Below are 24,062 nucleotides of genomic sequence, written 5' to 3'. Positions count from 1 at the left end.
GGTGGGTGGTCTGACGCACCCCGGTGGGCGGTGAAGCGCGCCGGAGCGGGTACGTTCGCTCGCGGTGACGTCGGTCGATGCGGGAGGAGCGTGACTCGGATGAGCACGTGGGGACGGTGGGATCGGCAGATCTTCGCGCGCGTGGCGGAGGCGGAGCCTCCCCTGGTGCAGGCCGTGCTGCCCCGGCTGAGCCGGGCGGCCAACCACAGCCGGCTCTGGCTGGCCTCGGCCGCCGGGATCGCGGCCGTCGGCGGCCGACCGGGCCGGCGGGCCGCCGCCCGCGGCCTCGCCGCCGTGGCGCTCGCCTCGCTGACCAGCAACGTCTTCGTGAAGTACGCCGCCCGCCGCGAGCGCCCGACGATCGACGGCGTTCCGCTGACGCGACGGCTGGCAAGGGCGCCGCGCACCAGTTCCTTCCCCTCCGGCCACGCCGCCTCGGCCGCCGCCTTCGCCACGGGCGTCGCCCTGGAGTCCGGCGCGCTCGGCGCCGCCGTGGCGCCGGTGGCCGCCGCCGTCGCCGCCTCCCGGGTCTATGTCGGCGTGCACTACCCGGCGGACGTGGTGGCCGGCTGCGCCCTGGGCGTGGGCGCCGCGTTGATCACCCACCGCTGGTGGCCGCGGCGCCCCGCCGACACCCGGTTGCAGCACCACGCCGCGCACGCGCCGGCCCTCGCCGACGGCGCCGGGCTGGTGGTGGTCGTCAACGAGAGCGCGGGGCAGGGCGGTTCGGACGCGGAGCGGCTGCGCGTGCTGCTGCCCGAGGCCGAGGTGCTGGAACGCGGCGAGGACGAGGACCTGTTGACGCTGCTGGACACCGCCGCCGACCGGGCGGCCGAGCGCGGCGGCGCGCTGGGCGTCTGCGGCGGCGACGGCAGCGTCAACGCGGCGGCGGCCCGCGCGGTGGAGCGGCGGCTGCCGCTGGCGGTCTTCCCCGGCGGCACGCTGAACCACTTCGCGCTGGACACCGGGATACACACCTTCGACGACACGGCGGCGGCGCTGACCGAGGGCCGGGCGATCGCGGTCGACCTGGCGCGGGTCCGCCCGGTCGGCGAGGCGGACGGCCCCACCACCCACTTCGTCAACACGTTCAGCGTCGGCCTCTACCCCGAACTGGTCCGCGCCCGCGAGCGGTTGGAGGGCCGGATCGGCAAGTGGCCGTCGGCGGTGGTGGCGATGGTCCGGCTGATGCGCACGGGACAGCCCATCGAGGTGGAGGTCAACGGCCACCGCCAGCAGCTGTGGCTGCTCTTCGCCGGCAACGGCCTGTACTCGCCCGAGGGTTTCGCGCCCGCGCACCGCACCCAGCTCGACGACGGGCTGCTGGACGTCCGCGTGGTGCGCGCCGACCGCAGGCTGGCCCGCACCCGGGTGGTGCTCGCCGCGCTCACCGGCACGCTGGACAACTCGGGCGTCTACGCGGCGGCCCGGCTGCCCAGGCTGCGGCTGAGGGGGCTCGCGGGAGACGCCTCCCTCGCCTACGACGGCGAGGCGGGCCCGGCCCCCGGGGAGCTGCTGATCGACAAGCACCCGGCTCCGCTGACGGTCTACCGGCCGGCCTGACCGGTCGGGCCCCGGCGCGGCCGGTCAGCCGCCGGCGAGGGCCGCGCCGCGGTGGTCGCTCGGGGTGATGCCGCGTTCCCTCTTGAACGCGGTGCTCAACGCGAACGCGCTGCCGTAGCCGACGCGGCGGGCCACCGCCTCCACCGTCAGGTCGGGGTCGCGGAGCAGTTCCGCGGCGAGGTCGAGGCGGCGGTCCGTGAGATGGGCCATCGGGGGCCGCCCGACCAGCTCGCTGAAGCGGCGGGCCAACGCGGCGCGCGAGACGCCGACCTTGGCGGCGAGCGAGGCCACCGTCCAGGCGTGCGCGGGGTGTTCCTGGAGCATCCGCAGTGCGGGGCCGACGACGGGATCGCCGTGGGCCCGGTACCAGGAGGGCGGTTCGGCACCCGGCCGTTCGAACCAGGCGCGCAGCACGGAGATCAGCAGCAGGTCCAGTATCCGCCCGAGGACCACGTCCTGGGCGGGGGCGTCGCGGTCGATCTCGTTGGCCAGCAGCCCCATCAGCGGGCAGTCCCACTCGGCGGGGCTCAGCGACAGCACCGGCGGCAGGGCGCGCAGCAGGCCGCCCGTCACCTCGGTCGCCAGCGGATAGGTGCCGATCAGCAGCTCGTTGGGGGCGTCGGACTCGCTGCCCCAGGTGCGGGTGCCGAGCGAGAGCGTCTCGCACAGGTTGCCGCCGTCCAGATCGACGCTGCACCCGCCCGGAAGGATCTCCGCCCCCGTCGCGCTGCCCGGATCGTCCGCCACCCGGTACGCCTCGGGGCCGCGCAGCAGCGCGACCGAACCGGCCGTCAACTGCCGCGGCTCCCTCCCGTCGGGCAGCAGCCAGGTCGTGCCACGCACGACACAGAGCATGGTCAACGGGGCCTGGTCCCGCACCCGCACGGACCACGGAGGGCTGAGCAGGGCACGCAGCAGAAAGGCGTCCCGGGCCCTGGGGCCCTCCAGAAGACTGGTCAACGGGTCCATGAGCACAGCCTAGACGCTCGCTTATGGCCGCGCGCCGGAAGACGATGGTGCCCGCGCGGGCCACGCGGTGGACTGAGGCCATGAACACGGAGACCTTCACGCCCCGCCCCACGTCCCCCACACGCACCGCCCCCGGGGAGATCCCCGCCGCACGGGTGCTGCTCACCGGCGGCACCGGCAAGACCGGGCGGCGGATCGCCGCCCTGCTGCCGGGCGCGAGGGTCGCCTCGCGCTCCGGCGACCCGGCTTTCGACTGGCACCGGCCCGCCACCTGGCCCGAGTCGGTGGCCGGCGTCGACGCTGTCTATCTCAGCTACCCCGAGGACGTCGCCGCGCCGGGCGCGGCGGAGAACCTGGCCGCGTTCGCCTCCCTCGCCGCCCGCACCGGGGTGCGCCGGCTGGTGCTGCTGTCCGGGCGCGGAATGCCGTGGGCCGCCGCGTCCGAACAGGCCGTGACCGAGTCGGGCCTGGAGTGGACGGTGCTGCGCGGGAGTTGGTTCGCGCAGAACTTCAGCGAGGAGTTCCTGGTCGACGAGGTGCGCGGGGGAACGTTCACCCTGCCGGTGCCGCCCGCGGCGGCCGAGCCGTTCGTCGACCTCGACGACCTGGCCGAGGTGGCGGTCGCCGCGCTGACCCGCCCCGGACACGAGGGCCGCGTGTACGAGTTGACCGGGCCGCGCGCGCTGACCCTCGCGGAGGCCGCGGAGGCGCTCTCGGCGGCGACCGGCCGGCCGGTGACCCACCGCCATGTCGCGCCCGCCGTCTACCGGGAGGCGCTGGTCGCCGGCGGGCTGACGGAGGCGCACGCCGAACTGCTGACACAGCTCTTCGTCGAGGTCTTCGACGGACGCAACACCCCGGTCACCGACGACATCCCCGCCGTGCTGGGCCGCCCGGCCGGTGACTTCGCCCGCTACGCCCGCCGCGCGGCGACCGCCGGCGCCTGGGCGCCCACCGACTGAGGCGGGGCGGGGCGGGCCGCCCCGGGGTCACCAGACGTCGCCGTCGCGCCAGTCGCAGACCAGCTCGGCGGTGAGGTCGATCGCCACCCGCGGCAGCGGCAGCACGAAGACGCCGTCGTCGTCCTCCTCGGTGCGGGCGATGCCCAACGGCGTGAGCGCCCAGGTGAGTCCCTGCCAACGCTGCCAGCCCCTGGCCGCGTAGAAGCCCAACGCCTCCTCCGAGGCCGACAGGGCGCCCAACTCGTAGCCGCCCCTGACCACCCGCTCCAACTCGGCCATCATCGAGGCCCCGTGGCCCCGCCCCCTGCGGTCGGCGCGGACCACCACGCCCTCGACATAGCCGGTCCGCAGGGCGCGTCCGCCGTGCAGCACGCGCCGTTGCACCACCGCGGCGTGGCCGATCAACTCCGCGCCCTCCCACACGAGGGCGTGCACCCCGCCCAGGCAGTGTTCCCAGTCCTGGTCGGTCATGTCCCCGCCGAAGACGGTGTCGAGCAGGGCCCTGGCTGCGGCCAGGGTGCCGGTGTCGAGGTCGGCCGTGTGGGCGGTCCGAAGCTCGGTCATGTGTCATCCTCGCAGCCGCCATGCGCGTCGCGGCAGGTCGCCGGGGGGCGGGCGCGCCCCTCGGCGGGCCCGCCGGCGCGTGATGGCGGCGCCGTGTCGTCAGGTCCCGCGCAGTGCAGGATGGGGCCGGTGTGCCCGGTGGAGTTCATTGTGGATCACCGAGGGGGCCGGGAGAAGAGCGCGATTCCCTCCGGGGGTTGACCGGGCGACCACCCGGGTGGACGGTGCACCGTCGCTGTCGTCCGCACCCAGGCACGGATGCACCGGGCTCACGCCGACAACCCGCCTTGACAGCGGGGCACCGTGGTCGTCTGCGGCCCGCCACCCAGCATTCGCGCAGTTCCCCGCGCCCCCGAGCCGCCCACCGGCAGTGAAGGGCGCGGGGAACTGCGCGAGCGACCCACCACCGGGGCTCACGCCGACACCCCACCCAGCCACGAAGCTCCGTAGTCGTCTGCGGCCCGCCACCCATGCACCGCGCAGTTCCCCGCGCCCCCAAGCAGGCCGTCACCTGCCACACGTGAACCCGCACCCGCCCCACCACGCCAGCCCCATCCAGGGGCGCGGGGAACTGCGCGAGCGACCCACCACCGGGCTCACGCCGACACCCCACGGAACAGGCCGGCGGCCAGCTCACACCCGCCGTCGGGCGGGGATGAGGGCAGCGTTGCGCCGGGGAAACGGCGGTGATGTGGTCGGGTAACAGGCCCCTCGATACTGAGAAGCATGAGAAAACGACCCCGGGTGGTGATCGTCGGCGGCGGGATGGCCGGCGCGCGGCTGGCCCGCGCGCTCGGCACCGCGCCGGACGGGCCGCCGGTGACCGTGCTCGCCGAGGAGCGGCGCCCGGCGTACAACCGGGTGCTGCTGACCGAGGTCGTCGCCGGCCGCTACCCGGCCGAGACGATCGCCCTGCCGGCGACAGGCAAGGCCGTCGACTGGCGCGCCGGGGCCACGGCCCGGGAGCTGGACCGGGAACGCCGACTGGTGCGCTGCGCCGACGGCACCGAACTCCCCTACGAGAAACTCGTGTTGGCGACCGGCGCCACACCGGAGCCGGCCCCGCCGGCCGACGGGAGCGCCGACGGGAGCACCGACGACGCGACGCCGCACGGAGCGCACACGTTGCGCACCCTGGACGACGCCCTGGCCGTCGCCGAGGCGGCACGCCCCGGCGTCCGCGCCGTGGTCGTCGGCGGCGGCCCGCTGGGCGTGACGGCGGCCGGCGCACTGGCGGCGCGCGGCTGCGCCGTGCTGCTCGCCGAACGCGCCGACCGCCTGATGCCCGGTCGACTCGACGCGGACGCGGCGACGTTGCTCCGTTCCCGCCTCACCGACGCCGGCGTGGAGGTGCGCACCGGCCTGCCGGTGCGGGCGCTGCGCACCCGGCCCGAAGGCGGGGGCCGCCGGGGCCGCGCGGTCGCCGCCGTGGTCGGCGCGGACGGCGCGGAGCGCCCGGCCGACCTGGTCGTGGCGGCCGGCGGGGTCCGCCCCCGCACCGCGCTGGCGCGCGCCGCCGGGCTCGCCCTCGGCGCCGGCGGCGGCGTCGCCGTCGACGACCGGCTGCGCACCTCGGACCCGGACGTGTACGCGCTCGGCGACTGCGCCGAACACGCGGGCCGGCTCTACGGCTTGGCGGTGCCCGCGCAGGAGCAGGCGGACGTGCTGGCCGACGTGCTCACCGGCGGCCCGGCCCGCTACGCGGGCACCAGGTCGTTGACCCGGCTCTGCCTCACCTCGCCGGACGGCGACGCCTTCGACCTGGCGGCCTTCGGCGCGCCCGAGGCCGCGCCCGGCGACGACGTGGTGCGGCTGGCCGACGCCACCCGGGGCGCCTACCGCAAGGTCGTGGTCAGGGGCGACCGGCTGCGCGGCGGGGTGCTCGTCGGCGATCTCGGCGGCGTCGGCACGCTGGCACGCGCCTGGGAGGGCGACGAACCGCTGCCGGACGACGCCCCGCTGCTGCATCTGCTCACCGACGACGGAGGGTTGTGACATGGAGGGACGTGACCTGTCCGGGCAGGCGCCGAGGCCGACGGTGGTGGTGGTCGGCCACGGGATGGTCGGCCAGCGCTTCGTCGAGGAGCTGTCGGCGCGCGGGGTCACGGCGCGTGCCCGGGTCGTGGTGCTCGCCGAGGAGTCCCGGCCGGCGTACGACCGGGTCCATCTGACGTCGTGGTTCGGCGGGACGGGCGCCGAGGAGCTGTCGCTGGTCCCCGAGGGCTTCCTGGAGGAGCACGGCGTCGAACTGCGGCTGGACGACCCGGTGTCGGCGATCGACCGGGCGGCCCGCACGGTCACCACCCGCTCCGGTGCCGTCGTCGGGTACACCACGCTGGTGCTGGCGACGGGCTCGGCCCCGTTCGTCCCCCCGCTGCCGGGGCGTGAGGCGGACGGCTGCTTCGTCTACCGCACGCTGGACGACGTCGCGGCGATCCGGGACGCCGCCACCCGTGCCCGCACCGGCCTGGTCGTGGGCGGCGGGCTGCTGGGCCTGGAGGCGGCCGGGGCGCTGCGCGACCTCGGACTGGCCACGCACGTCGTGGAGTTCAGCCCCCGGCTGATGGCGCTCCAGGTCGACGAGGGCGGCGGCGGGGCGCTGCGCCGCACGGTCGAGAAGATGGGCCTGGTGGTGCACACCGGCGTCGGCGGCCGGGAGGTCACCGTGGACGCGCGGGGCGCGGTCGACGGGGTGGTGCTGTCGGACGGTTCGCGGGTGGAGACGGACCTGGTGGTCTTCTCCGCCGGGATACGCCCGCGCGACGAGCTGGCCAGGGCGGCCGGGCTCGCCGTCGGCGCGCGGGGCGGCGTCGCCGTGGACGAGCACTGCCGCTCCTCCGACCCGGCCGTGCTGGCGATCGGCGAGTGCGCGGCGGCCAGCGACGGCGTGGTCTACGGGCTGGTCGCCCCCGGCTACGCGATGGCGGCCACGGCGGCCGACCTGGTCGCCGGCGGGGAGGGACGGCCGTTCACCGGCGCCGACACCTCGACGAAGCTGAAGCTGCTGGGCGTGGACGTCGCCAGCTTCGGCGACGCGCACGGCCGCACGGAGGGCGCGCTCGACGTGGTGTACGCCGACTCGCGCGCCGGCGTGTACAAGAAGCTGGTGGTCGGGCCGGACGGCACGCTGCTGGGCGGGGTGCTGGTGGGCGACGCCGACTCCTACGGGATGCTGCGCCCGTTGACCGGCTCGGTGCCGCCGGCCCCGCCCGAACAGCTGGTGCTGCCCGCCGGGTTGGCGCCGGCCGCCGCGCTGGGCCCGGCGGCGCTGCCGGACGACGCGGTGGTCTGCGGCTGCCACCACGTCACCAAGGGCGCGATCGTGGCGGCCGTCGCCGACGAGGGCCGCGCCTCGGTCGCGGAGGTGCGCGCCTGCACCGGGGCCGGCAGCGGCTGCGGCTCCTGCGTGCGCGTGGTCGGCCAGCTGGTCGACGCGGAGCTGGCGGCGGGCGGGATCGCGGTGGACACCGGGCTCTGCGGCTGCTTCGCGCAGACCCGCCAGGAGCTCTTCGAGATCGTCGCCAGCCTGGAGATCGCCTCGCACCGCGCGCTGCTCGACGCGCACGGCAGGCCGGAGGCGCGCGGCGGCGAGGGCTGCGAGGTGTGCAAGCCGACGGTCGGTTCGATCATCGCCTCGCTGGCGCCCGCGATCGGCGCCGACGGCCATGTGCTGGCCGGCGAGCAGGCCGCGTTGCAGGACACCAACGACCACTTTCTGGCCAACCTCCAGAAGAACGGCTCCTACTCGGTGGTGCCCCGCGTCCCCGGCGGGGAGATCACCCCGGAGAAGCTGATCGTGATCGGCGAGGTGGCCAGGGACTTCGGCCTCTACACCAAGATCACGGGGGGCCAGCGGATCGACCTGTTCGGCGCCCGCGTCGACCAACTGCCTTCGATCTGGGCCCGGTTGGTCGAGGCGGGCTTCGAGTCGGGCCACGCCTACGGCAAGGCGCTGCGCACCGTGAAGAGCTGTGTCGGCTCCACCTGGTGCCGCTACGGGGTGCAGGACAGCGTGCGGATGGCCATCGACCTGGAGCTTCGCTATCGGGGACTGCGCGCGCCGCACAAGCTGAAGTCGGCTGTCTCCGGCTGCGCGCGGGAGTGCGCCGAGGCGATGAGCAAGGACTTCGGGATCATCGCCACCGCCAGCGGCTGGGACCTGTACGTCGGCGGCAACGGCGGCGCCAGCCCGCGCCACGCCGAGTCGCTGGCGCGGGACCTGTCGGATGCCGAACTGGTGCGGCTGATCGACCGGTTCCTGATGTTCTACATCCGCACCGCCGACCGTCTGGAGCGCACCTCCGTGTGGCTGGAGAGGATCGGCGGCGGGCTCGCGCACGTGCGGGACGTGGTGGTCCACGACTCGCTCGGCATCTGCGACGAGCTGGAGGCCCGGATGGCCGCGCACGTCGCCGCCTACCGGGACGAGTGGGCGGCGACGTTGGAGGACCCGGAGAAGCTGGCGCGCTTCGTGTCGTTCGTCAACGCGCCCGGCACCCCCGACCCCTCGGTCCGCTTCGTGCCCGAACGGGACCAGCACAAGCCGGACCTCACCGTGCTGGCCGGGCCCACCCTCCCGGTCCGCACCCTCGAAGGGAGCAACCCGTCATGACCACCGCCACCGCGACCCTCACCCGTCCGCTTCCCGCCCCCTCGCCGCTGCTGGAGATCGGTCACGCCGGCGCGTGGGTCCCGGTGTGCGCGCCGGCCGCGCTGCTGCCGGGGCGCGGCGTGGCCGTGCTGCTGCCGGACGGCGAGCAGGCCGCCGTCTTCGTCGACCGGCACGGGGAGGCGCACGCCGTCGGCAACCGCGACCCGTTCACCGGCGCCTACGTCATCTCCCGGGGCCTGCTGGGCTCGGCGGGCGCCGAGCGGCGTCCCTTCGTCGCCTCGCCGCTGCTGAAGCAGCGCTTCGACCTGGCCACCGGCGTCTGCCTCGACGCCCCCGACGACCCGGCGCTGGCGCTGCCCGTCCACCCGCTGCGGCTGCGCTGAGCCGAACGCCGGCGTGCCCCGGGCGGCCCCGCCCGGCTCGCCCCGCGCGGCTCGGCGCGGGAGAGTGGCACGGAGGGCGGGCGCCCGCCGCGGGCCCCGCCGCTGCCGTGAACGAGGCGAGATTCGAGGTACGCCATGACCCGCCCCATCATCGTCGGCGTGGACGGCTCCCGGCAGAGCCGCGCCGCCGCCGAGTGGGCGGCCCGCGAGGCGGTGCGTCGCGGGCTGCCCCTGCACCTGGTGCACGCCTGGATCAACGAGCCCCTGTACGCGCCGCCCGTTCCCGACGAGCCCGCCTCCCAGCGGCTGCTCCAGGACCACCACGACGAGGTCGCCGACCGGCACCCGGAGCTGACCGTCACCACGGAGCTGCTGCCCGAGATGGCGACCGCCGGCCTGGTGGAACAGGCCGCCAGGGCCGAACTGCTGGTCCTGGGCTCGCGGGGCCACGGCCCCGTCGCCGGCTTCCTGCTGGGCTCGGTCGGGCTGCCGGTGATCACCCATACCGCGCGGCCCGTCGTGCTGGTCCGCTCGGGGCCGGACGACGGCCCGAACGACCGGGCGCCCGCCGAGGAGACCGAGGGCGACGAGATCGTGGTCGGCCTCAAGGATCTGGGGCAACCGGCCGCCACCCTGCTGGAGTTCGCGTTCTCGATGGCCTCGGCGCGCGGCGCGGCCGTGCGCGCCGTGCGGGCCTGGGGCACGCCGTCGCTCTTCGGGTCCACGCCGCCCGAGGAGTTCGAGACCACGCCCGAGCACGCGGACCTCCAGGCCCAGCGCGGCGAGGAACTGGTCCAGGCGTTGGCGCCCTGGCGGGCGCGGTACCCGGGCGTGCCGGTGGTCGAGCACCTGCGCTACGGCAACGCGGCCGAGGTGCTGCTCGACGCGGGCTCCCTCCACGCGGCGCTGCTGGTCACGGGCCGCCGCACGCGCCGCCCCCTGCTGGCCATGCGCGCCGGCCCCGTCACCCACGCGGCCCTCCACCACGCCCGCACCCCGGTGGCGGTGGTGCCGCACGACGAGTAGCCCTCCGGGCGGATTCGCGGAACGACTGCCTCAGCCGGACACACACGTGACCGGTCGACCGCGCCCCGGCGGACGGTCACCCGCGCCGCCCCCCGCCCCGGCGGGCGGCGTCAGTCCGGTAGCCGGACCGCCGTGTCCTCGCCGGGGGCGACGTCGACCATGCGGTCGGGGAGGACCAGCCGCACCGGGTACTCCTCCCACGGGGGGACGCCGACCCACAGCTGTCCCGGCCGCATCCGCAGCCGCAGCCCCACCCCGCGGTGGCGCAACGAGAAGCCGAACTCCTGGAGTTGGGGCAGCGGCGACGGGTCGAGCCACAGCGCGCCGCCCTCCGAGCGCAGCCCCGTCAGCCCGCGTTGCACCAGGTCCAGCGTGCCGGCCATCGCACCCAGGTGGATGCCCTCGGCCGTGGTGCCGCCCTGGATGTCGGCGACGTCGCTGGCCAGCGCCTCCTTGACGAACGACCACGCGTCCGCGTGCCGGGCCCTGGCCAGGACCCAGGCGTGCACGACGCCGCTGAGCGTCGAGCCGTGGCTGGTGCGTCGCAGGTAGTGGTCGACGGTGGCGCGCCAGCGTTCCTCCGTCAGCTCGTATCCCATCCTGGCGAACTGTTCGATCAGCTCGCCGGGGGTCAGCAGATAGCCGAGCATCAGCACGTCGGCCTGCTTGGACGCCTGGTAGCGGTTGACGGAGTCGCCCTCGGACTCCAGCAGCCGGTCCAGCCGACGGATGTCGCCGTAACGGCGGCGGTAGCCCTCCCAGTCCAGCTCGGCCAGCTCGCCGTACCCGTCGAACTGGCTGATCACGCCCTCGTGGAACGGCACCCGCAGCAGCCGCGAGACCTCGTCCCAGCGTTCCGGCTCGGCGTCCGACAGGCCGACACGGTCGGCCAGTTCGGAGCGGCGCGAGACCGGCATGGTGCGCACCAGCTCGGCGGCGCGGGCGAGGGTCCAGGAGGCCATGACGTTGGTGTAGGCGTTGTCGTCCAGGCCGGCGCGCTCCGCGTCGGGGTACGCCTCGTGGTACTCGTCGGGCCCGACGACGCCCCTGATCCGGTAACGGCCCTCGTCCCGGTCGAACTCGGAGATCGCCGCCCAGAACCGGGCGATCTCGGTCAGCATCTCGGCGCCCTCGGCGTACAGGAACTCCGTGTCGCCCGAGGACTGCCCGTAACGCCACACGTTGTACGCGACCGCCGCGCCCACATGGTGCTGGAGGCGCGAGTTGTCGGGCAGCCAACGGCCGGAGCGCGGGTTGAGATGGACCTCCGGCGTCTCCTCGCGGCCGTCGGAGCCCGACTGCCACGGGTACATCGCGCCCTCGCGGCCCGCCTCCGCCGCCGCCCGCAGCGCGGCCGGCAGCCGCCGGTGGCGGTAGCCCATCAACGCCCGCGACAGCTCGGGAAAGTGCAGGTTGAGATAGGGCAGCACGAACAGCTCGTCCCAGAAGACGTGCCCCCGGTACGCCTCCCCGTGCAGCCCCCGCGCGGGAACGCCCACGTCCAGGTCGGCGCTGTGCGGCGACAGCGTCTGCAACAGGTGGAACATGTGCACCCGCAGCACATGCCCCGGCTCCCCCGGCACCTGGAGGTCGGCGCGCCGCCACAGCCGCGCCCAGGCGGCGGCGTGCTCGGCCAGCAGCCCCTCGAAGTCCGGCGCCCGGCGCACCCGTTCCAACGCGGCCGGCAGCGGCCCGACGATCGCCCGGTCCCGCGAGGTGTGCAGCGCCACCACCTTCTCGACGGTCAACGGCCGTCCCGGGCCCAGCGGCAGGATCACGCGCTGCGCCGCGCGGAAGTCCGTCAGCCGGTCGTGCGTCGCCTCCGGCGGCCCCTGCGGGGTGGCGCGGGTGCGGGCGGCCAGCACGATCCGCACGTCGGAGGCGCTGGTGCGGCAACGCAGCCACACCACGTCCGGCTCCTCGGCGCCGGTGCCCAGCTCCGTCAGGTGGTGGCCGGCCAGGTCGTGGTAACGGGCGACGCCGGTGTTGCCGACCAGCCCGTCGATCGCGGACTCCACCTCGATCGAACCCGTCCAGTCCTCGGCGCTGAACTCCGTGCGCAGCGCCGCCAGATGGGGGTCGGCCATGGAGACCAGCCGGGACTGGGTGACGTTCAGGTGCCGGCCGTGCGGGTCGCGCAGCCGCAGCTCGCGGGTGAGCACCCCGCGTCGCAGGTCGAGCGACTGGTGGTACCGCAGCAGCCCCTCCGGGTGCGCGTCGGGCGTGAACCACTCGCCGGTCGCGCCCTCGTCGGGGTGGACGCGGAAACGCAGCGGAAGCCAGTTCGGCAGGTTGACGATCTCCTCGTGCGTCAGCCGGCGCCCCGCGAGGGTGGAGGTCAGCCGGTTGTAGAGGCCGGCGGCGTAGGTGCCCGGGTAGTGGGCCGGGCCGGCCTGGGCCTCGGGGGCGGCGCCGCGCGTCGAGAAGTAGCCGTTGCTCAGCGTGCACAGCGCCTCGCGCAGCCGCTCCTCCCGCGGGTCGTACCCCTCGTACTCCCACTCCCAGCCGTCGATCTGCCGTTCCTCCTCGGACCAGGCGGCCCAGCGGTCCATCGGCTCGGTGGGCCCGGTCCGGTCGTCGGGACCGCCGGGCCAGGTGGGTTCCTCCGCGTCCATGCCGGTGGCCACGCCGGTCACCTCCGCACGAGCCGGGCGAGGTCGTCGACGACCAGGTCGGCGCCGTGCTCGCTCAGGTCGTGCGCGCCGTCCTCGGTCTCGGTGCGGTTGACGCCGACGACGAGCCCGAAGCCGCCCCGGTGCCCGGCCTCCACCCCCGCCAGGGCGTCCTCGACGACGGCGGCCGTCGCCGGGTCGCAGCCCAGCCGGCGCACGCCTTCGAGGAAGAGCGCGGGGTCCGGCTTGCCCGGCAGCGCGAGACGCGCCATGTCGTTGCCGTCGACCACCGTGCCCAGCAGCGAACGGACGCCCGCCCTGGCCAGCAGGTCGCGCGCGTGCCGCGACGAGGAGACGGCGGCGCAGGGCACGCCCGCCTCGTGCAGCTTGTTCAACAGCCGCACGGTGCCGGCGAAGACGTCCACGCCGCGCTCGTGGAGACGGCGCATGAACGCCTCCTCCTTGCGCGCCGCGACCTGGCAGACCGTCTCGGTGCCCGGCGCGTCCTCCACGTCGCCGACGGGCAGCTCGATGCCACGCGCGGCGAGGAACGCGGCGGCGCCGTCCAGCCGGGACTTGCCGTCGACGTGCCGCCGGTAGTCCTCGTCCGCGTCGAACGGCGGGTCCACTCCCGGAACCTCGTCGAACGCCTCCTTCCACGCCTCCGCGTGCACCGAGGCGGAGTCGGTGATCACCCCGTCGGTGTCGAAGATGACCGCATGGCACTCCCACAGGTCCGGCACGGTCGCAGTCACCGGGCACCACCGCCTCCCTGGTCGGCCACGGCAGCGCCATGGCGTTCCCTCCATGGGAACCCGCCGGCGGCGGCCCCGCAAACGGGTGCCCCACGGCCCGCGGGAGGGGGCACCGGGGAGGCTTCGGCGCAGGCTCGGCGGAAGGCCGGGCGCAGGCTCGGCACAGGCTCGGCGAAGGCTCGGCGAAGGACTCAGACGAGGGTGACGCGCCGGCCCGTGACCCGCTCCGGGGTGAGCCGCACCCACAGGTCGCGGTCCCCTCCGACCCAGGGCTCGGTCCCCGCCGGGTCGCCACCGGCGCCGGCCAGGCGCTCGGTCAGCACCCGGATCTCCTCCGCGTCGGCCAGCCGCCGCGCCGGCCCCACCAGCAGCACGGACCAGCCGACCCGCTGCGCCTCGTCGAGATGGTCCACCTCGAACGCCAGCTCCTCCGCCTCCGTCGCCCGTGCCGGCGAGGTCTCGGACGCGGTGCGGTAGACCAGCGTGTGGTCGTCCAGCGCGTAGTTGACCGGCACGATCGCCGGACCACCGTCCGTCTCGACGGCGACACGGCCGACGGTGTGCCCGGCCAGCAGCTCCCAGCAGGTCGCCTCGTCCAGCTCGGCCAGCGCGTCCCGGTGGCTGACCTCCGGCGGGGCGGCGCCGCTGGGCGGCGGGCCGCCGATCAGCTCGGCGACCGTGGTCTCCAGGGCGCGCGCCACCCTGGTCAACGACGCGTAGCTCGGCGAGGCCGGCCGCTCCTCCAGGTACCGCAGGTACTCGGGCGCGACCCCGGCTCGCTCGGCGACCGCGCGGCGGTCGAGCCCCAGCTGCTCGCGCCGCAGCGCGATCCGGCGCCCGACGTCCGTGCGATGGTTCTCCACCCCCTCAGCCTCCCCGCAACCCGCCCCCACCGCTCGTCGATCATCGCCTCCGGCGACGGCAACCCGCCTGGCCGCCGCACCCGACCGACCACGCCCACCCACACCAGGGGCGCGGGGAACTGCGCGAGCAACCCACCACCGGGCTCACGCCGACACCCCACCCAGACCGGCAAGGTCAGTAGTCGACCAACCCCCGCCACCCATGCACCGCGCAGTTCCCCGCGCCCCCAAGCAGGCCGCCACCTGCCGCACGTGAACCCGCAGGTAACCGACCACGCCCACCACAACCAGGGGCGCGGGGAACTGCGCGAGCAACCCACCACCGGGCGGAACTGTGATGCCCGTCACCCCCGCCCGCCCCGCGGCAACGTTCCCCGCCACGGCGGCGACCACGAAGGGCCGCACCCCGTCCGCAGAAGGAGACCCCGTGCCCTTCCCCCCACCCACGCGCGCAAGGCGCGCGACCCGCGCGACCCGCGTGACCCGCACCGCCCTCGCCACGCTGCTCGGACTCGCCTGCGCCCTGCTGCTGTGGCAGCCGACGGCCTCCGCCGCCTATCCGCCGCCGGGGCTGGTCACCGGCGACATCGGGATCCACGACCCCTCGATGGTCCGCACCGACCAGGGCTACGTGGTCTACGGCTCCAACGACCTGCTGGAGGCGCGGATCTCGACGGACCGGACCGCGTTCAGCGACGCCGGCTCCGCGTTCACCGCGCCCGAGGACTGGTGGGGCGAGATCTCCCCCGACCGCAACCCGTGGGCGCCGGACGTCTCGTACCACGATGGCCGTTACTACCTCTACTACGCGGTCTCCAACTTCGGGCAGAACACCTCGGCGATCGGCCTGGCCACCAGCGCGACCGGGTTGCCCGGCAGTTGGGACGACCAGGGCATGGTGCACCGCACCGGCTCGGGTGACGACTACAACGCGATCGATCCGAGTCTGATGGTGGACGACGACGGCCGTTGGTGGCTGGCGTTCGGATCGTGGTGGACCGGAATCAAGCTGATCGAGATCGATCCGGCGACCGGCAAGCAGTTTCCCGACGCCCCGGCACCGCAGGGCCTCGCCTCGGCCGACGGCGGCATCGAGGGACCGGCGCTGGTGAAGCGGGACGGTTACTACTACCTGTTCAACTCCTATGGCACCTGCTGCGCCGGCACCGACAGCACCTACCGCGTCCGGGTCGGCAGGGCGAGCAGCCCGACCGGCCCCTATCTGGACGCCGACGGCGTCGACCTGCGCGACGGCGGCGGCACCTTCGTGCTGGAGAGCCACGACCGGTGGATCGGCCCGGGCGGCCAGAGCGTGCTCAACGACTCCGACGGCGACCTGCTCGTCTACCACTACTACGACGGCCAGGAGAACGGCGCCCCCAAGCTCGGCGTCAACCTCCTGGACTGGAGCAGCGGCTGGCCCGTCGCCTACTGACGCCCGCCGCCCGCCGCCCGCCGCCCGCCGTTCACCGCTCACCGCTCACCGTTCAGCGCCCGCCGCCCCGCCGCCCCGCCGCCCCGCCGAAAGGGCCCCTGACACACCCGTGGGGTGTCCGTCCCGGGTTACTCCCGAGGCGAACACCCCACGTCGCGCGCTTCCCTGGGGAAAACGACGACCGTCAGTCGTCCTGGCCGGCTTCCTGACCCGCCTTGGCACGGCGCCTGCCGCCGCCCGGGCGCGTGGACCGGTAGACGATGAAGCCGATCAGCCCCAGCACCACCACCACGAGGACGACCTTGGAGTAGACGCTGACGAGATCGGTCACCTCCTCCCAGTTCTCGCCCAGGTGGTAGCCGGCGATCACGAAGATGCTGTTCCAGATCGCGCTGCCGAGGGTGGTCAGCAGCAGGAACGTGCGCTGCGGCATCTTCTCCACCCCGGCGGGGATGGAGATCAGACTTCGGAAGATGGGAATCATCCGACCGAAGAAGACCGCCTTGTTGCCGTGCTTGGCGAACCAGGCCTCCGTCTTCTCGATGTCGGAGATCTTCACCAGCGGCAGCTTCTCGGCGATCGCGATGAGCCGGTCACGTCCCAGCGCCGCGCCCACCCAGTAGAGCGCCACGGCGCCCACCACGGAGCCGAGAGTCGTCCACAGCAGCGCGGCCCACAGATCCATCTCACCGCGGCTGGCGGTGAAGCCGGCCAGCGGCAGGATGATCTCGGAGGGCAGCGGAGGGAACAGGTTTTCCAGGGCGATGGCCAGGCCGGCGCCCGGGGCGCCCATCGCCTCCATCAGGTCGGTGGCCCACCCGGCGATGCCGCCCGGGTCCTCGGCCGAGGAAGCGAGTTGGTGAGTTGCGGAGGATACGATCACATGGGAGACGCTACAAGTCCCCCGACCCGGAACGCCACGCGGACCACCTCATGACTCACCGTGTGGTTCCCAGCGGTCACCCTGTGGATCTCCGCAGTACCGCCCACGCCCCGCCTCGCCTAACGTCCCAGGAGTGCGAAAACTGGGCCCACTCGAACGGTCGCGCCTTCTGCTGCGGCAGTTGGCAGGCGTCACCACCGGTGTCGGCACCGGGCTGGTCCTGGCGCCCCTTGTCCTCCTCGGCTGGGCCGGACGCCTCCGCCGCACGGCGCAACCGCCGCCGTTCACCGCGCTGACCGTCCGCGCCGCCCGGCTGGAACGCGCCCGGCTGATCCGTCTCCTCGACGCCGACATCGCCGGAAGCTGGCCGGCGCACCGCGCGCTGCCCTATCTCAGCTGTCGCGTCGGGCTGGCGGCGCTGGGCGCGTTGATGCTGGCCACGTTGGTGGTCGGGGTCGGATACGGGTCGCTGCTGCTGTGGGGGTGGGCGCTGGGTTCGCCGCTGGCGACCGTGCCCTCGGGGATCGGCGGCGCGTTTCTGGCGTCCCTCACCGTGCTCGGCCTGGCGGCGGTGATCCGCCTGGAACGGCAGCTCGCCCACCACTTCCTCGGGCCCAGCGAGCAGGAGGCGCTTCGCCAGCGCATCGTCCAACTCGCCGACAGCCGCGCCGGGGTGGTGGAGGCCATCACCGAGGAACGCCGCCGGATCGAACGCGACCTGCACGACGGCGTCCAGCAGCGTCTGGTTGCCCTCGGCCTGTCCCTCAGCCGCGCCCAGCGCTCCCCCGAACGTGCCGCCGAACTCCTCGGCCAGGCTCGGCGGGAGGCCGCACTCGCCCTCACCGAGCTGCGCGAGGTCGCCTGGCGGGTCTATCCGACCGTCCTGGACGAGGCCGGTCTCGGCGCCGCGTTGGAGACCCTCGCCGAACGCTGCCCGCTGCCCGTGCGGCTGCACCACACCCTGCCGACCGAGCCGCCGCGCCCCGTGGCCACGGCCGCGTACTTCGTGATCTGCGAGGCGGTCACCAACACGGTCAAGCACGGCGGCGACGCCTCCGAGGTCACCGTGACCGTCACGGGCGGCGCGGCGGAACCGCTCTCGCTGCGGGTCGCCGACGACGGGCGCGGCGGAGCCGACCCGGCGGGCGGCGGGCTGCTCGGCCTGGCCCGCAGGGTCGCCGCGCTCGACGGCCGACTCGACATCCACAGCCCGCCCGGCGGGCCCACCGTCATCACAGCGGAGCTGCCATGCGCCTGATCCTCGCCGACGACTCCACGCTGCTGCGCGAGGGGCTGGCCCGGCTCCTCGCCGACGAGGGCCACCGGGTGCTGGCCGCCGTCGGCGACGCCGACGCCCTGCTGGCGGCCGTCGCCGCCGAGCCCCCGGACGTCGCGGTGATCGACGTCCGGATGCCGCCCGACCACCGTGACGAGGGGCTGCGCGCCGCGCTCGCCATCCGCGAGCGCTGGCCCGGGGTCGGGGTGCTGGTCCTGTCGCAGTACGTCGAACGCCGTTACGCCACCGAGCTGTTGACCGGCTCGCCGGAGGGCGTCGGCTATCTGCTGAAGGACCGGGTGGTGGAGATCGAGGAGTTCCTCGACGCGCTGGACCGCGTCGCCGAGGGACGCACCGCGTTCGACCCCGAGGTCGTCCGCCAACTCCTCGCCAGGGGCGGCCAACGACGCTCCCTCGACTCCCTGACCGCCCGCGAACGCGAGGTGCTGACGCAGATGGCCGAGGGCCACACCAACGCCTCCATCGCCGCCCGCCTGTTCGTCTCGCGCAGCGCGGTGGAGAAGCACGTCAACGCGATCTTCACCAAGCTCGACCTCACCAACACGGCGACCACCACCCACAGCCGCCGCGTCCTGGCGGTGCTGCGCTACCTGGGGGCGTGAGCGCGCCGGCCCCGGTCATTCCCACGCCAGGCCCACGCCCGCCTCGCGCAGCGTGGCGGCGAAGGCGTCGACGTACTCCTCGCCGAGCCGGGCGCGGGAAGCCGCCGCGTGGCGCCAGCGCAGGGTGAACGGGGGCCGGGGGCCGAAGCCGCCGGTCAGGCAGTCGTGGAGGGCGTCGAGGTTGGCGCCGTAGTAGCCGCCGGGGCCGTTCAACGCCTCGCCGAGCGCGCAGTAGAGGGCGGCGCGGTCAACGAGGTGGCGGCCGTCGAGCGCGTATGCCCCGCCCGCGCGCGCCCCCGGCGTGACCGCGTGCAGCCGCGCCGCCTCCAACCACCCCGCGCGGCGCTCCGCACCACCCGCCGCCCAACCCCCCGGCGTGGAAGGGAACGCGCGCGCCCACTCCTCCCACACCGCGCCGGCGCCCGGGTGTGGAAACCGGTGGAAGGAGCACGTCACCGTCACCGCGCGCCCGTTGACCGCGCCGAGGGCCACCTCCTCCACCGGGTAGGCGCCGAGCACCGCGCCGGCGTCGTCGAGCAGCGCCACCTCTCCCGGCCCCAGCCGCCCGGCCCCGACCACCGGCCCGACGACCCCGCGCAGCGACAGCTCCCGCTCCCCGCCTCTCCCGGGCCCCACCCGGAACAACCCCTCGACGACGCCGGCCTCGACCCACGCCACCCCCGCACCCGGTTCCCTCAGCCGCACGGCCAACGCACACATACACCCCATTCTGCCGCCCCGAAGCCCGACGCCGCGCGCGTCAACCAGGTGCGTCAACGATGCACGTCAACCAGGCGGACGAAACAACCCCTCTTCGACCTTCCGTACGAATCCTCAAGCGAGCACGGCCCGGCACATACATCGAACACCTGCCGCTCTCCTACGAACCGACCTCGCATGCGCAGTTCCCCGCGCCCCCAAGCAGGCCGTCACCTGCCGCAGGTGAACCCGCACCCGCACGACGGCGCCAGCCCACACCAGGGGCGCGGGGAACTGCGCGAGCAACCCACCACCGGGCTCACGCCGACAACCCACCCAGCCACGAAGCTCCGTAGTCGACCAACCCCCGCCACCCATGCACCGGCGTCGCCCCCTCGGGGAAGCCGACACGTCAGCGGGGTTCGCGCGCCGGTCAGGCGTTTCGGCGGCGGAGAGCGGCGACTCGAAGGACAACAACGGTTGCCCGGACATCTGGGAGCTGGAGAACGGGGACGTCGCGGTGATAGGCCGGGACCACACCGAGACCTACCGCGCGCGCCTCCCCGAAGGGGTGGCCGTCGCCTCCGACGAACGCCTCGTGATCATCCCCGGCCGCATGATGCGGCTGGCGAAGAAGGACATCCCCGATGACTGACTCCTCCGACCTGCGCCTCGACCCGGAACTGGGAACCCGCCTCGCACTGGCCCCCTACCGCGCGGACTTCGCGGAACGCGACAACGCCGTGCTCGACCGCTCCTCCTGGAAGTTCGAACGCCTCCAGCACTTCGAGGAGCAGGACGACCCCAGCAGGGACGCGCTCGCCGAGGGCCGTTGGGACGACGCTCTGCGGCTGCTGGAGGAGGAGCACGACGACTGGCTGTCCGCGGTGCGACATAAGGAGGAACGCCGCGCCCCGTTCCACCGGATCCGGGTGGTGGAGGAGCCCCTGACCCCGTACATGCAGTGGGAGCTGCACGCGCTGCGGGTGCAGGCGAAGGCGGGCAAGGGGATCCGGGTCATCGGGGCGGACCGGGTGCGGGAGTGGGAACCGGCCGGCGGCCCGCTTCCCGAGGTGGTCGTCCTCGGTGACCTGGTGCTCTACGAGGTGCTCTACACCGACGGCGGAGTGCTGGACGGCTGCCGGCGCTACACCGACCCCGAACTGATCCGGCGCTGGACGGCGTTCATCCAGGGGCTCTACGAGCAGGGCGAGGACGTGGTCTCCTACGTGGACCGTTACGTCGCCCACCTCCCCTCGCCCTTCTCCGCGCGGGGACAGGTGTGAGTGAGCCGTCGCGGGGCGACTCCCACGCGGAGCTGTCCGGCACCTCCCGCGACACGGTGCAGGCGGGCAGCGTCAGCGGCGGCGCGTTGTCCCGCCGGTGATCCCTGCCCTCCCAGGGGAGACTTCCCGCCTCCCCGCAATCCGGACGATGAGGAGTGCTCCCCCGCAGTGCCACCCACACACCCACAGTCCGCAGGCCACGAAGGTGACGCTCTCGATGACCAGCACGCCCGGCCCGGAATTCTGGTCGCTGATCCGCCCCTACACCGGCGCGGTGACCCACCACGGTCCACCGCCGGACGGGCACGGGTTCAGCACGGATGTACTGCTGGTCGTCGAATGCGAGAACGGGTCGTTCTTTCTGAAGGGAATGCGTAACCGTCCCGGAGGGCGGCGCGATCAAATGGTGCGGGAAGGGCTGATCAATCCCTTCGTGCGCTCCGTGTCTCCGGAGCTGATGTGGTCAACGGAGGACGAGCACTGGATCGTGCTCGCGTTCGAGCGCGTCCATGCTCGCGAGGCTGCCTTCGACTCCCACACAGGTGATCTGCCGACGATCGTCGGCATGCTCAACCAGATCGGGCGGCTGGAGTTGCCGGACATCGCCCGCGAGTGGCATGAGACCCGCTGGGACTGGTGGGCCGACGCGGGAACGACGGACCTGTTCCGAGGCGACACGCTGCTTCACGCCGACATCAACCCGTCCAACTTCCTGATCTGTGAACGACGTTCCTGGATCGTCGACTGGTCCTGGCCCACCCGAGGTGCCGCCTTCATCGACCCGGCGATGCTGGTGCTCCAACTGGTTGCCGACGCTCACACCCCCCAGGAGGCCGAGTCCTGGGCCGCGCGCTGCCCGGCCTGGGTGGACGCCGATCCGAAGGCCATCGACGCGTTCGTCGTCGCCTACACCCGCATGAACCGCCACCGCGCACTCCGCCGCCCCGAGGAGCCCTGGCTGCGCGCGATGTTCGACGCCACGCACGCCTGGGCGACGCACCGGGGGCTGGAGTACTGAACGGCCCACGCCGCGGGGCGGCGTGGGCCGTGTTGGGGTGGTACCGGGTCGCGCTAGTGCTCCGGGGTCTCGGGGAACGCGCCCGTCTTCACGTCCGCCAGGAAGGCGGCGAACTGGGCACGGGTGTAGCGCTGAGGGGTGCGGCCGGGGGCCTTGGAGTCCCCGACAGCGACACCGCCGTCGATGGCCATCAACTGCACGCAGTCGGGGCTGCTGCCGTTGCTGTAGGACGACTTGACCCACACCCCGTCCAACGGGGCGGAGCGCAGTCGTTCCTTCTCGTCACTCATCGGTGTTCTTTCTCGATCGTCCGCAGGAGCTGAAGCGTCTCGTCCGGGCTCAGCGCGTAGTCCGCGAGACCGCTGAACTTGCGTCGCGCCCGCCGAACTTCCACAGGGTCATCATGCAGCATCTCACCGGTGAGCTTCTCCTGGGAGACCACGCTCCGGTTGTCCGTCCCGGGGAAGTCCACGATGGTGAACACCTCACTCACGATGCTGGCGGCTCCCGCGGAGTAGGGGATCAGCCGGAAGGTGACGTTCGGCAGCTCCATCATCGCGATCAGATGCGCCAGTTGGGCCCGCATCACCTCGGGGCCGCCGACCACCGCGCGCACCGCCGACTCCAGGCAGAGCAGGTCGACCTCGGTCGGGTTCTTCCTGGTCAGCAGGGCTTGGCGGCGCGCCCGTGACTCGACGAAGGACTCCCGCCGTTCCGCGCTGTCCTGTTGCATTCCGAAATCCGAGGTGGCCTCGGCGTAGTCGCGGGTCTGGAGCAGCCCGGGGACATAGGTGCCGGAGTGGCTGGCCAACCGCTCGGCCGCGTCCTCGACATGGAAGTAGCGGTACGAGTCGCCCTTGAACAGGTCACGGAAGCGCTGCTCCTCCCACCACGCGCGACCGTACGAGCGGCCCTGGTCAACCGTCACCTGCATCTTCGCCCGCTCCTCCGGGCTCATCGAGTACAGCTTGAAGAAGACCTTCAGCTGGGCCGGCGTCGGAAACGCCTGCCCGCGCTCCAGCTTGCTGACCGTGAACCGCGTGACGCCCAGCTTGGCCGCCACGTCGTCCTGCCGCAGGCCGGACCGGTCACGCAACGCCTGCAACTGCTCGCCGACGTCGCGCATGGCGAAGATCGCGTTGGTGTTGAGGTTGATGGACATGGGCCCCTCCCTGAACCGCTCCTGACGAAGTGTTCGCAGCGTATCGGCCGGTTGTACGCGTTGCGCAACCCTGCTTCACCCGCAGGTGGAACGTGTTCGATTACCGCTTAGAACGCGGGAGTTGCGCGAACGAGGTCACGTGACCCACACTGCTGAAAGTGCACAGCGGCATCGAGCGACTCCGCTGTGTGTACGGATTTCTGCTGCCCATGCCCGCGCTGTCGCGGCTGGAGGTGTCCCGTGAACGGCTTGAGAAGTCAGAGGAGTTCGAGGCCAGCGCCCCCGGTGTTCGTCCGGGGCTTACTCGCCGAGGCGCGCCGGATGGAGACCTGGCGCCGGTCCGCCGGACAGCTGATGTCCCGGTGGGGCGCCTCGACCGAGGCCGTGGAACTGGTGCGGCTCGGCGTCACCGAACTGCTCACCAACGTCAGCCGCCACGTGACCGATCCGCGCTGCCGCCTCCGCATCCGACGCGCGGGCGGGGAGGTGCTGGTCGAGGTGTGCGACCGGTCGAGTCAACCACCCGTGATCGGCGAGACCCCGGACTGGTCGGCGGAGTGCGGGCGCGGGCTGTGGCTGTTGCGCGAGATGGCCGACGACCTCGGGTACATGCCCATGCCCTACGCCTCCCCCGTCGGGCCGCTGATGGGCAAGTCGGTCTGGTTCAGGTGCCGTTCGGCCTTCCCCGGGACGGGTGCCGAGTGAACGCCGTCGGGACGTCGCGCCCCGTGGAGTGGGAGTTCCAGATACCGACTCCGGAACGGGTGGGGCAGGAGCAACGAGCGTTCGGGCCCTGCTGGTTCTACTGCGGCTTCCGCTCCGGCCCCGTGGTGTGGATCGGCTGCCTGACGTCGTCGGGGGTCGCCGCTCCGCTGTACGCGTGTGACGCGTGTCTGCGTCAACTGAACGCGATGGCCTGGGACTTCGCCGAGGCGGCCCGCGCCGAACCGCTGTACGAGCCGACCGGCGAGGGGGACCCGTCGTGAACGAGATCGTCAGGGGTGCGGACCGGGTGCTGGTCCAGGCACGCGGCCCCGGCGTGCCGGAGGGCATCCACGGCGTGGCGTGCATGACGTGCGAGGCCACGTCCCCACTGTTCGACGACGACCCGCTGCCCACCGCCGTCTGGGCGATCCAGCATTCCCAGGACCACCCGGAGCACACCTTCTTTCTCGCCAGGACCGAACGCCACTGGCGGGTCCTCCCACGCACCGACCCGCCAGCGCCGCCACCCGCGCGGGGCTCCGGCGGGTTCGGGGGCCCGGCGTTCGTCGGGCTGATGTGCCTGCTCACCGCGCTGGCCGGGCTGCTCCCCGGCCTCGGCTAGCCAACCGGGCCCCACGACGCGTCCCGGCCCACCCACCCACCACC

At 73.8% G+C, this 24,062-nt stretch carries 24 protein-coding genes; 15 read left to right on the top strand and 9 right to left on the bottom strand.

The genetic code is table 11. The features are described from left to right. The first annotated feature begins 99 nt into the window (after positions 1–99). Complete coding sequence (locus FH715_RS03080; protein WP_139640460.1) at positions 100–1,563, top strand: bifunctional phosphatase PAP2/diacylglycerol kinase family protein; 1,464 nt, start codon at positions 100–102, stop codon at positions 1,561–1,563. A 24-nt stretch (positions 1,564–1,587) separates the two neighbouring features. Here FH715_RS03080 and FH715_RS03075 read toward each other — a convergent pair whose 3' ends face one another. Beyond that, entirely contained in the window at positions 1,588–2,532 is a 945-nt protein-coding gene (locus FH715_RS03075) for an AraC family transcriptional regulator (protein ID WP_139640459.1), read from the bottom strand. Between the two features lie 80 nt (positions 2,533–2,612). Between FH715_RS03075 and FH715_RS03070 the strand changes: the two genes are divergently transcribed. Then, positions 2,613–3,494 (top strand): NmrA family NAD(P)-binding protein, encoded by an 882-nt coding sequence (locus FH715_RS03070; protein ID WP_139640458.1) that lies wholly within the window; start codon positions 2,613–2,615, stop codon positions 3,492–3,494. A 27-nt stretch (positions 3,495–3,521) separates the two neighbouring features. On the opposite strand, the gene FH715_RS03065 is transcribed toward FH715_RS03070, so the two are convergent. After that, a complete protein-coding gene (locus tag FH715_RS03065; RefSeq protein WP_139640457.1) occupies positions 3,522–4,058 on the bottom strand; it encodes a GNAT family N-acetyltransferase in 537 nt (178 codons plus the stop codon). A 726-nt stretch (positions 4,059–4,784) separates the two neighbouring features. On the opposite strand from FH715_RS03065, the gene FH715_RS03060 reads away from it, so the two are divergent. The 4 genes from FH715_RS03060 (at position 4,785) to FH715_RS03045 (ending at position 10,079) form a co-directional block, all read left to right on the top strand. Then, entirely contained in the window at positions 4,785–6,053 is a 1,269-nt protein-coding gene (locus tag FH715_RS03060; RefSeq protein ID WP_139640456.1) for an NAD(P)/FAD-dependent oxidoreductase, read from the top strand. Position 6,054: 1 nt separating this feature from the next. Next, positions 6,055–8,670, top strand: a complete 2,616-nt coding sequence (gene nirB / locus FH715_RS03055; RefSeq protein ID WP_139640455.1) for a nitrite reductase large subunit NirB — start codon at positions 6,055–6,057, stop codon at positions 8,668–8,670. After that, complete coding sequence (locus tag FH715_RS03050; RefSeq protein WP_139640454.1) at positions 8,667–9,053, top strand: nitrite reductase small subunit NirD; 387 nt, start codon at positions 8,667–8,669, stop codon at positions 9,051–9,053. The genes nirB and FH715_RS03050 overlap by 4 nt, the downstream gene beginning before the upstream one ends. Before the next feature lie 135 nt (positions 9,054–9,188). Next, positions 9,189–10,079 carry a universal stress protein gene (locus FH715_RS03045; RefSeq protein WP_139640453.1) on the top strand — a complete coding sequence of 297 codons (891 nt, stop codon included), beginning with the start codon at positions 9,189–9,191 and terminating at the stop codon, positions 10,077–10,079. A 110-nt stretch (positions 10,080–10,189) separates the two neighbouring features. On the opposite strand, the gene FH715_RS03040 is transcribed toward FH715_RS03045, so the two are convergent. The 3 genes from FH715_RS03040 to FH715_RS03030 form a co-directional block, all read right to left on the bottom strand. Further along, the gene (locus FH715_RS03040; protein WP_139640998.1) at positions 10,190–12,631 is read right to left on the bottom strand and encodes a glycoside hydrolase family 65 protein; all 2,442 of its coding nucleotides are present in this window, start codon (positions 12,629–12,631) and stop codon (positions 10,190–10,192) included. Positions 12,632–12,711: 80 nt separating this feature from the next. Next, positions 12,712–13,446, bottom strand: a complete 735-nt coding sequence (locus tag FH715_RS03035) for an HAD family hydrolase (RefSeq protein WP_246108518.1) — start codon at positions 13,444–13,446, stop codon at positions 12,712–12,714. Positions 13,447–13,637: 191 nt separating this feature from the next. Then, entirely contained in the window at positions 13,638–14,309 is a 672-nt protein-coding gene (locus tag FH715_RS03030) for a helix-turn-helix domain-containing protein (RefSeq protein WP_246108517.1), read from the bottom strand. 478 nt (positions 14,310–14,787) lie between these two features. Between FH715_RS03030 and FH715_RS03025 the strand changes: the two genes are divergently transcribed. Further along, positions 14,788–15,744: an arabinan endo-1,5-alpha-L-arabinosidase gene (locus FH715_RS03025; protein WP_246108516.1), complete on the top strand. Its 957-nt coding sequence runs from the start codon at positions 14,788–14,790 to the stop codon at positions 15,742–15,744. Between the two features lie 184 nt (positions 15,745–15,928). Here FH715_RS03025 and FH715_RS03020 read toward each other — a convergent pair whose 3' ends face one another. Then, the gene (locus tag FH715_RS03020; RefSeq protein ID WP_139640996.1) at positions 15,929–16,546 is read right to left on the bottom strand and encodes a DedA family protein; all 618 of its coding nucleotides are present in this window, start codon (positions 16,544–16,546) and stop codon (positions 15,929–15,931) included. 214 nt (positions 16,547–16,760) lie between these two features. Here FH715_RS03020 and FH715_RS03015 point away from each other — a divergent pair, with 214 nt between their 5' ends. Then, the gene (locus FH715_RS03015; RefSeq protein WP_246108515.1) at positions 16,761–17,885 is read left to right on the top strand and encodes a sensor histidine kinase; all 1,125 of its coding nucleotides are present in this window, start codon (positions 16,761–16,763) and stop codon (positions 17,883–17,885) included. Further along, on the top strand, positions 17,876–18,526 hold the full coding sequence (locus FH715_RS03010) for a response regulator transcription factor (protein ID WP_170184612.1): 651 nt from the start codon (positions 17,876–17,878) through the stop codon (positions 18,524–18,526). The genes FH715_RS03015 and FH715_RS03010 overlap by 10 nt, the downstream gene beginning before the upstream one ends. Positions 18,527–18,541: 15 nt before the next feature. On the opposite strand, the gene FH715_RS03005 is transcribed toward FH715_RS03010, so the two are convergent. Beyond that, a complete protein-coding gene (locus tag FH715_RS03005) occupies positions 18,542–19,246 on the bottom strand; it encodes a barstar family protein (RefSeq protein ID WP_246108514.1) in 705 nt (234 codons plus the stop codon). Between the two features lie 355 nt (positions 19,247–19,601). Between FH715_RS03005 and FH715_RS03000 the strand changes: the two genes are divergently transcribed. From FH715_RS03000 to FH715_RS02990, 3 genes are all read left to right on the top strand, one after another. Then, positions 19,602–19,880 (top strand): hypothetical protein, encoded by a 279-nt coding sequence (locus tag FH715_RS03000; RefSeq protein ID WP_139640448.1) that lies wholly within the window; start codon positions 19,602–19,604, stop codon positions 19,878–19,880. Continuing rightward, the gene (locus FH715_RS02995; RefSeq protein WP_211367407.1) at positions 19,873–20,511 is read left to right on the top strand and encodes a DUF6879 family protein; all 639 of its coding nucleotides are present in this window, start codon (positions 19,873–19,875) and stop codon (positions 20,509–20,511) included. The genes FH715_RS03000 and FH715_RS02995 overlap by 8 nt, the downstream gene beginning before the upstream one ends. A gap of 217 nt (positions 20,512–20,728) precedes the next feature. After that, the gene (locus FH715_RS02990; RefSeq protein ID WP_139640447.1) at positions 20,729–21,529 is read left to right on the top strand and encodes a protein kinase family protein; all 801 of its coding nucleotides are present in this window, start codon (positions 20,729–20,731) and stop codon (positions 21,527–21,529) included. Positions 21,530–21,582: 53 nt separating this feature from the next. On the opposite strand, the gene FH715_RS02985 is transcribed toward FH715_RS02990, so the two are convergent. Further along, positions 21,583–21,819 carry a DUF397 domain-containing protein gene (locus FH715_RS02985; protein ID WP_139640446.1) on the bottom strand — a complete coding sequence of 79 codons (237 nt, stop codon included), beginning with the start codon at positions 21,817–21,819 and terminating at the stop codon, positions 21,583–21,585. Beyond that, the gene (locus FH715_RS02980) at positions 21,816–22,691 is read right to left on the bottom strand and encodes a helix-turn-helix domain-containing protein (protein ID WP_139640445.1); all 876 of its coding nucleotides are present in this window, start codon (positions 22,689–22,691) and stop codon (positions 21,816–21,818) included. The genes FH715_RS02985 and FH715_RS02980 overlap by 4 nt, the downstream gene beginning before the upstream one ends. A 240-nt stretch (positions 22,692–22,931) precedes the next feature. On the opposite strand from FH715_RS02980, the gene FH715_RS02975 reads away from it, so the two are divergent. The 3 genes from FH715_RS02975 to FH715_RS02965 are packed head-to-tail and all read left to right on the top strand — an operon-like array spanning position 22,932 to position 24,018. Beyond that, positions 22,932–23,396 carry an ATP-binding protein gene (locus FH715_RS02975; protein ID WP_342782157.1) on the top strand — a complete coding sequence of 155 codons (465 nt, stop codon included), beginning with the start codon at positions 22,932–22,934 and terminating at the stop codon, positions 23,394–23,396. A 23-nt stretch (positions 23,397–23,419) separates the two neighbouring features. Continuing rightward, positions 23,420–23,677, top strand: a complete 258-nt coding sequence (locus tag FH715_RS02970; RefSeq protein WP_139640443.1) for a hypothetical protein — start codon at positions 23,420–23,422, stop codon at positions 23,675–23,677. Beyond that, positions 23,674–24,018 carry a DUF7848 domain-containing protein gene (locus FH715_RS02965; RefSeq protein WP_139640442.1) on the top strand — a complete coding sequence of 115 codons (345 nt, stop codon included), beginning with the start codon at positions 23,674–23,676 and terminating at the stop codon, positions 24,016–24,018. Before FH715_RS02970 ends, FH715_RS02965 begins: the two co-directional genes overlap by 4 nt. The last annotated feature ends 44 nt before the right edge of the window (positions 24,019–24,062 follow it).

The organism is Streptomyces sedi, from assembly GCF_006335015.1.
In the GTDB taxonomy this organism is placed as follows: Bacteria; Actinomycetota; Actinomycetes; order Streptomycetales; family Streptomycetaceae; genus Streptomyces; species Streptomyces sedi.
Note: the sequence above shows the minus strand (reverse complement) of the source record. Positions and strands in the feature narration are given on the sequence as shown.

Bases quoted from the DNA above. Each gene is read 5' to 3' on its own strand.
- FH715_RS03080 (WP_139640460.1), top strand. From the start codon at position 100: ATGAGCACGTGGGGACGGTGGGATCGGCAGATCTTCGCGCGCGTGGCG.
- FH715_RS03075 (WP_139640459.1), bottom strand. From the start codon at position 2,532: ATGGACCCGTTGACCAGTCTTCTGGAGGGCCCCAGGGCCCGGGACGCC.
- FH715_RS03070 (WP_139640458.1), top strand. From the start codon at position 2,613: ATGAACACGGAGACCTTCACGCCCCGCCCCACGTCCCCCACACGCACC.
- FH715_RS03065 (WP_139640457.1), bottom strand. From the start codon at position 4,058: ATGACCGAGCTTCGGACCGCCCACACGGCCGACCTCGACACCGGCACC.
- FH715_RS03060 (WP_139640456.1), top strand. From the start codon at position 4,785: ATGAGAAAACGACCCCGGGTGGTGATCGTCGGCGGCGGGATGGCCGGC.
- nirB (WP_139640455.1), top strand. From the start codon at position 6,055: ATGGAGGGACGTGACCTGTCCGGGCAGGCGCCGAGGCCGACGGTGGTG.
- FH715_RS03050 (WP_139640454.1), top strand. From the start codon at position 8,667: ATGACCACCGCCACCGCGACCCTCACCCGTCCGCTTCCCGCCCCCTCG.
- FH715_RS03045 (WP_139640453.1), top strand. From the start codon at position 9,189: ATGACCCGCCCCATCATCGTCGGCGTGGACGGCTCCCGGCAGAGCCGC.
- FH715_RS03040 (WP_139640998.1), bottom strand. From the start codon at position 12,631: ATGGACCGCTGGGCCGCCTGGTCCGAGGAGGAACGGCAGATCGACGGC.
- FH715_RS03020 (WP_139640996.1), bottom strand. From the start codon at position 16,546: ATGGAGGCGATGGGCGCCCCGGGCGCCGGCCTGGCCATCGCCCTGGAA.
- FH715_RS03010 (WP_170184612.1), top strand. From the start codon at position 17,876: ATGCGCCTGATCCTCGCCGACGACTCCACGCTGCTGCGCGAGGGGCTG.
- FH715_RS03005 (WP_246108514.1), bottom strand. From the start codon at position 19,246: ATGTGTGCGTTGGCCGTGCGGCTGAGGGAACCGGGTGCGGGGGTGGCG.
- FH715_RS03000 (WP_139640448.1), top strand. From the start codon at position 19,602: ATGCACCGGCGTCGCCCCCTCGGGGAAGCCGACACGTCAGCGGGGTTC.
- FH715_RS02995 (WP_211367407.1), top strand. From the start codon at position 19,873: ATGACTGACTCCTCCGACCTGCGCCTCGACCCGGAACTGGGAACCCGC.
- FH715_RS02990 (WP_139640447.1), top strand. From the start codon at position 20,729: ATGACCAGCACGCCCGGCCCGGAATTCTGGTCGCTGATCCGCCCCTAC.
- FH715_RS02985 (WP_139640446.1), bottom strand. From the start codon at position 21,819: ATGAGTGACGAGAAGGAACGACTGCGCTCCGCCCCGTTGGACGGGGTG.
- FH715_RS02980 (WP_139640445.1), bottom strand. From the start codon at position 22,691: ATGTCCATCAACCTCAACACCAACGCGATCTTCGCCATGCGCGACGTC.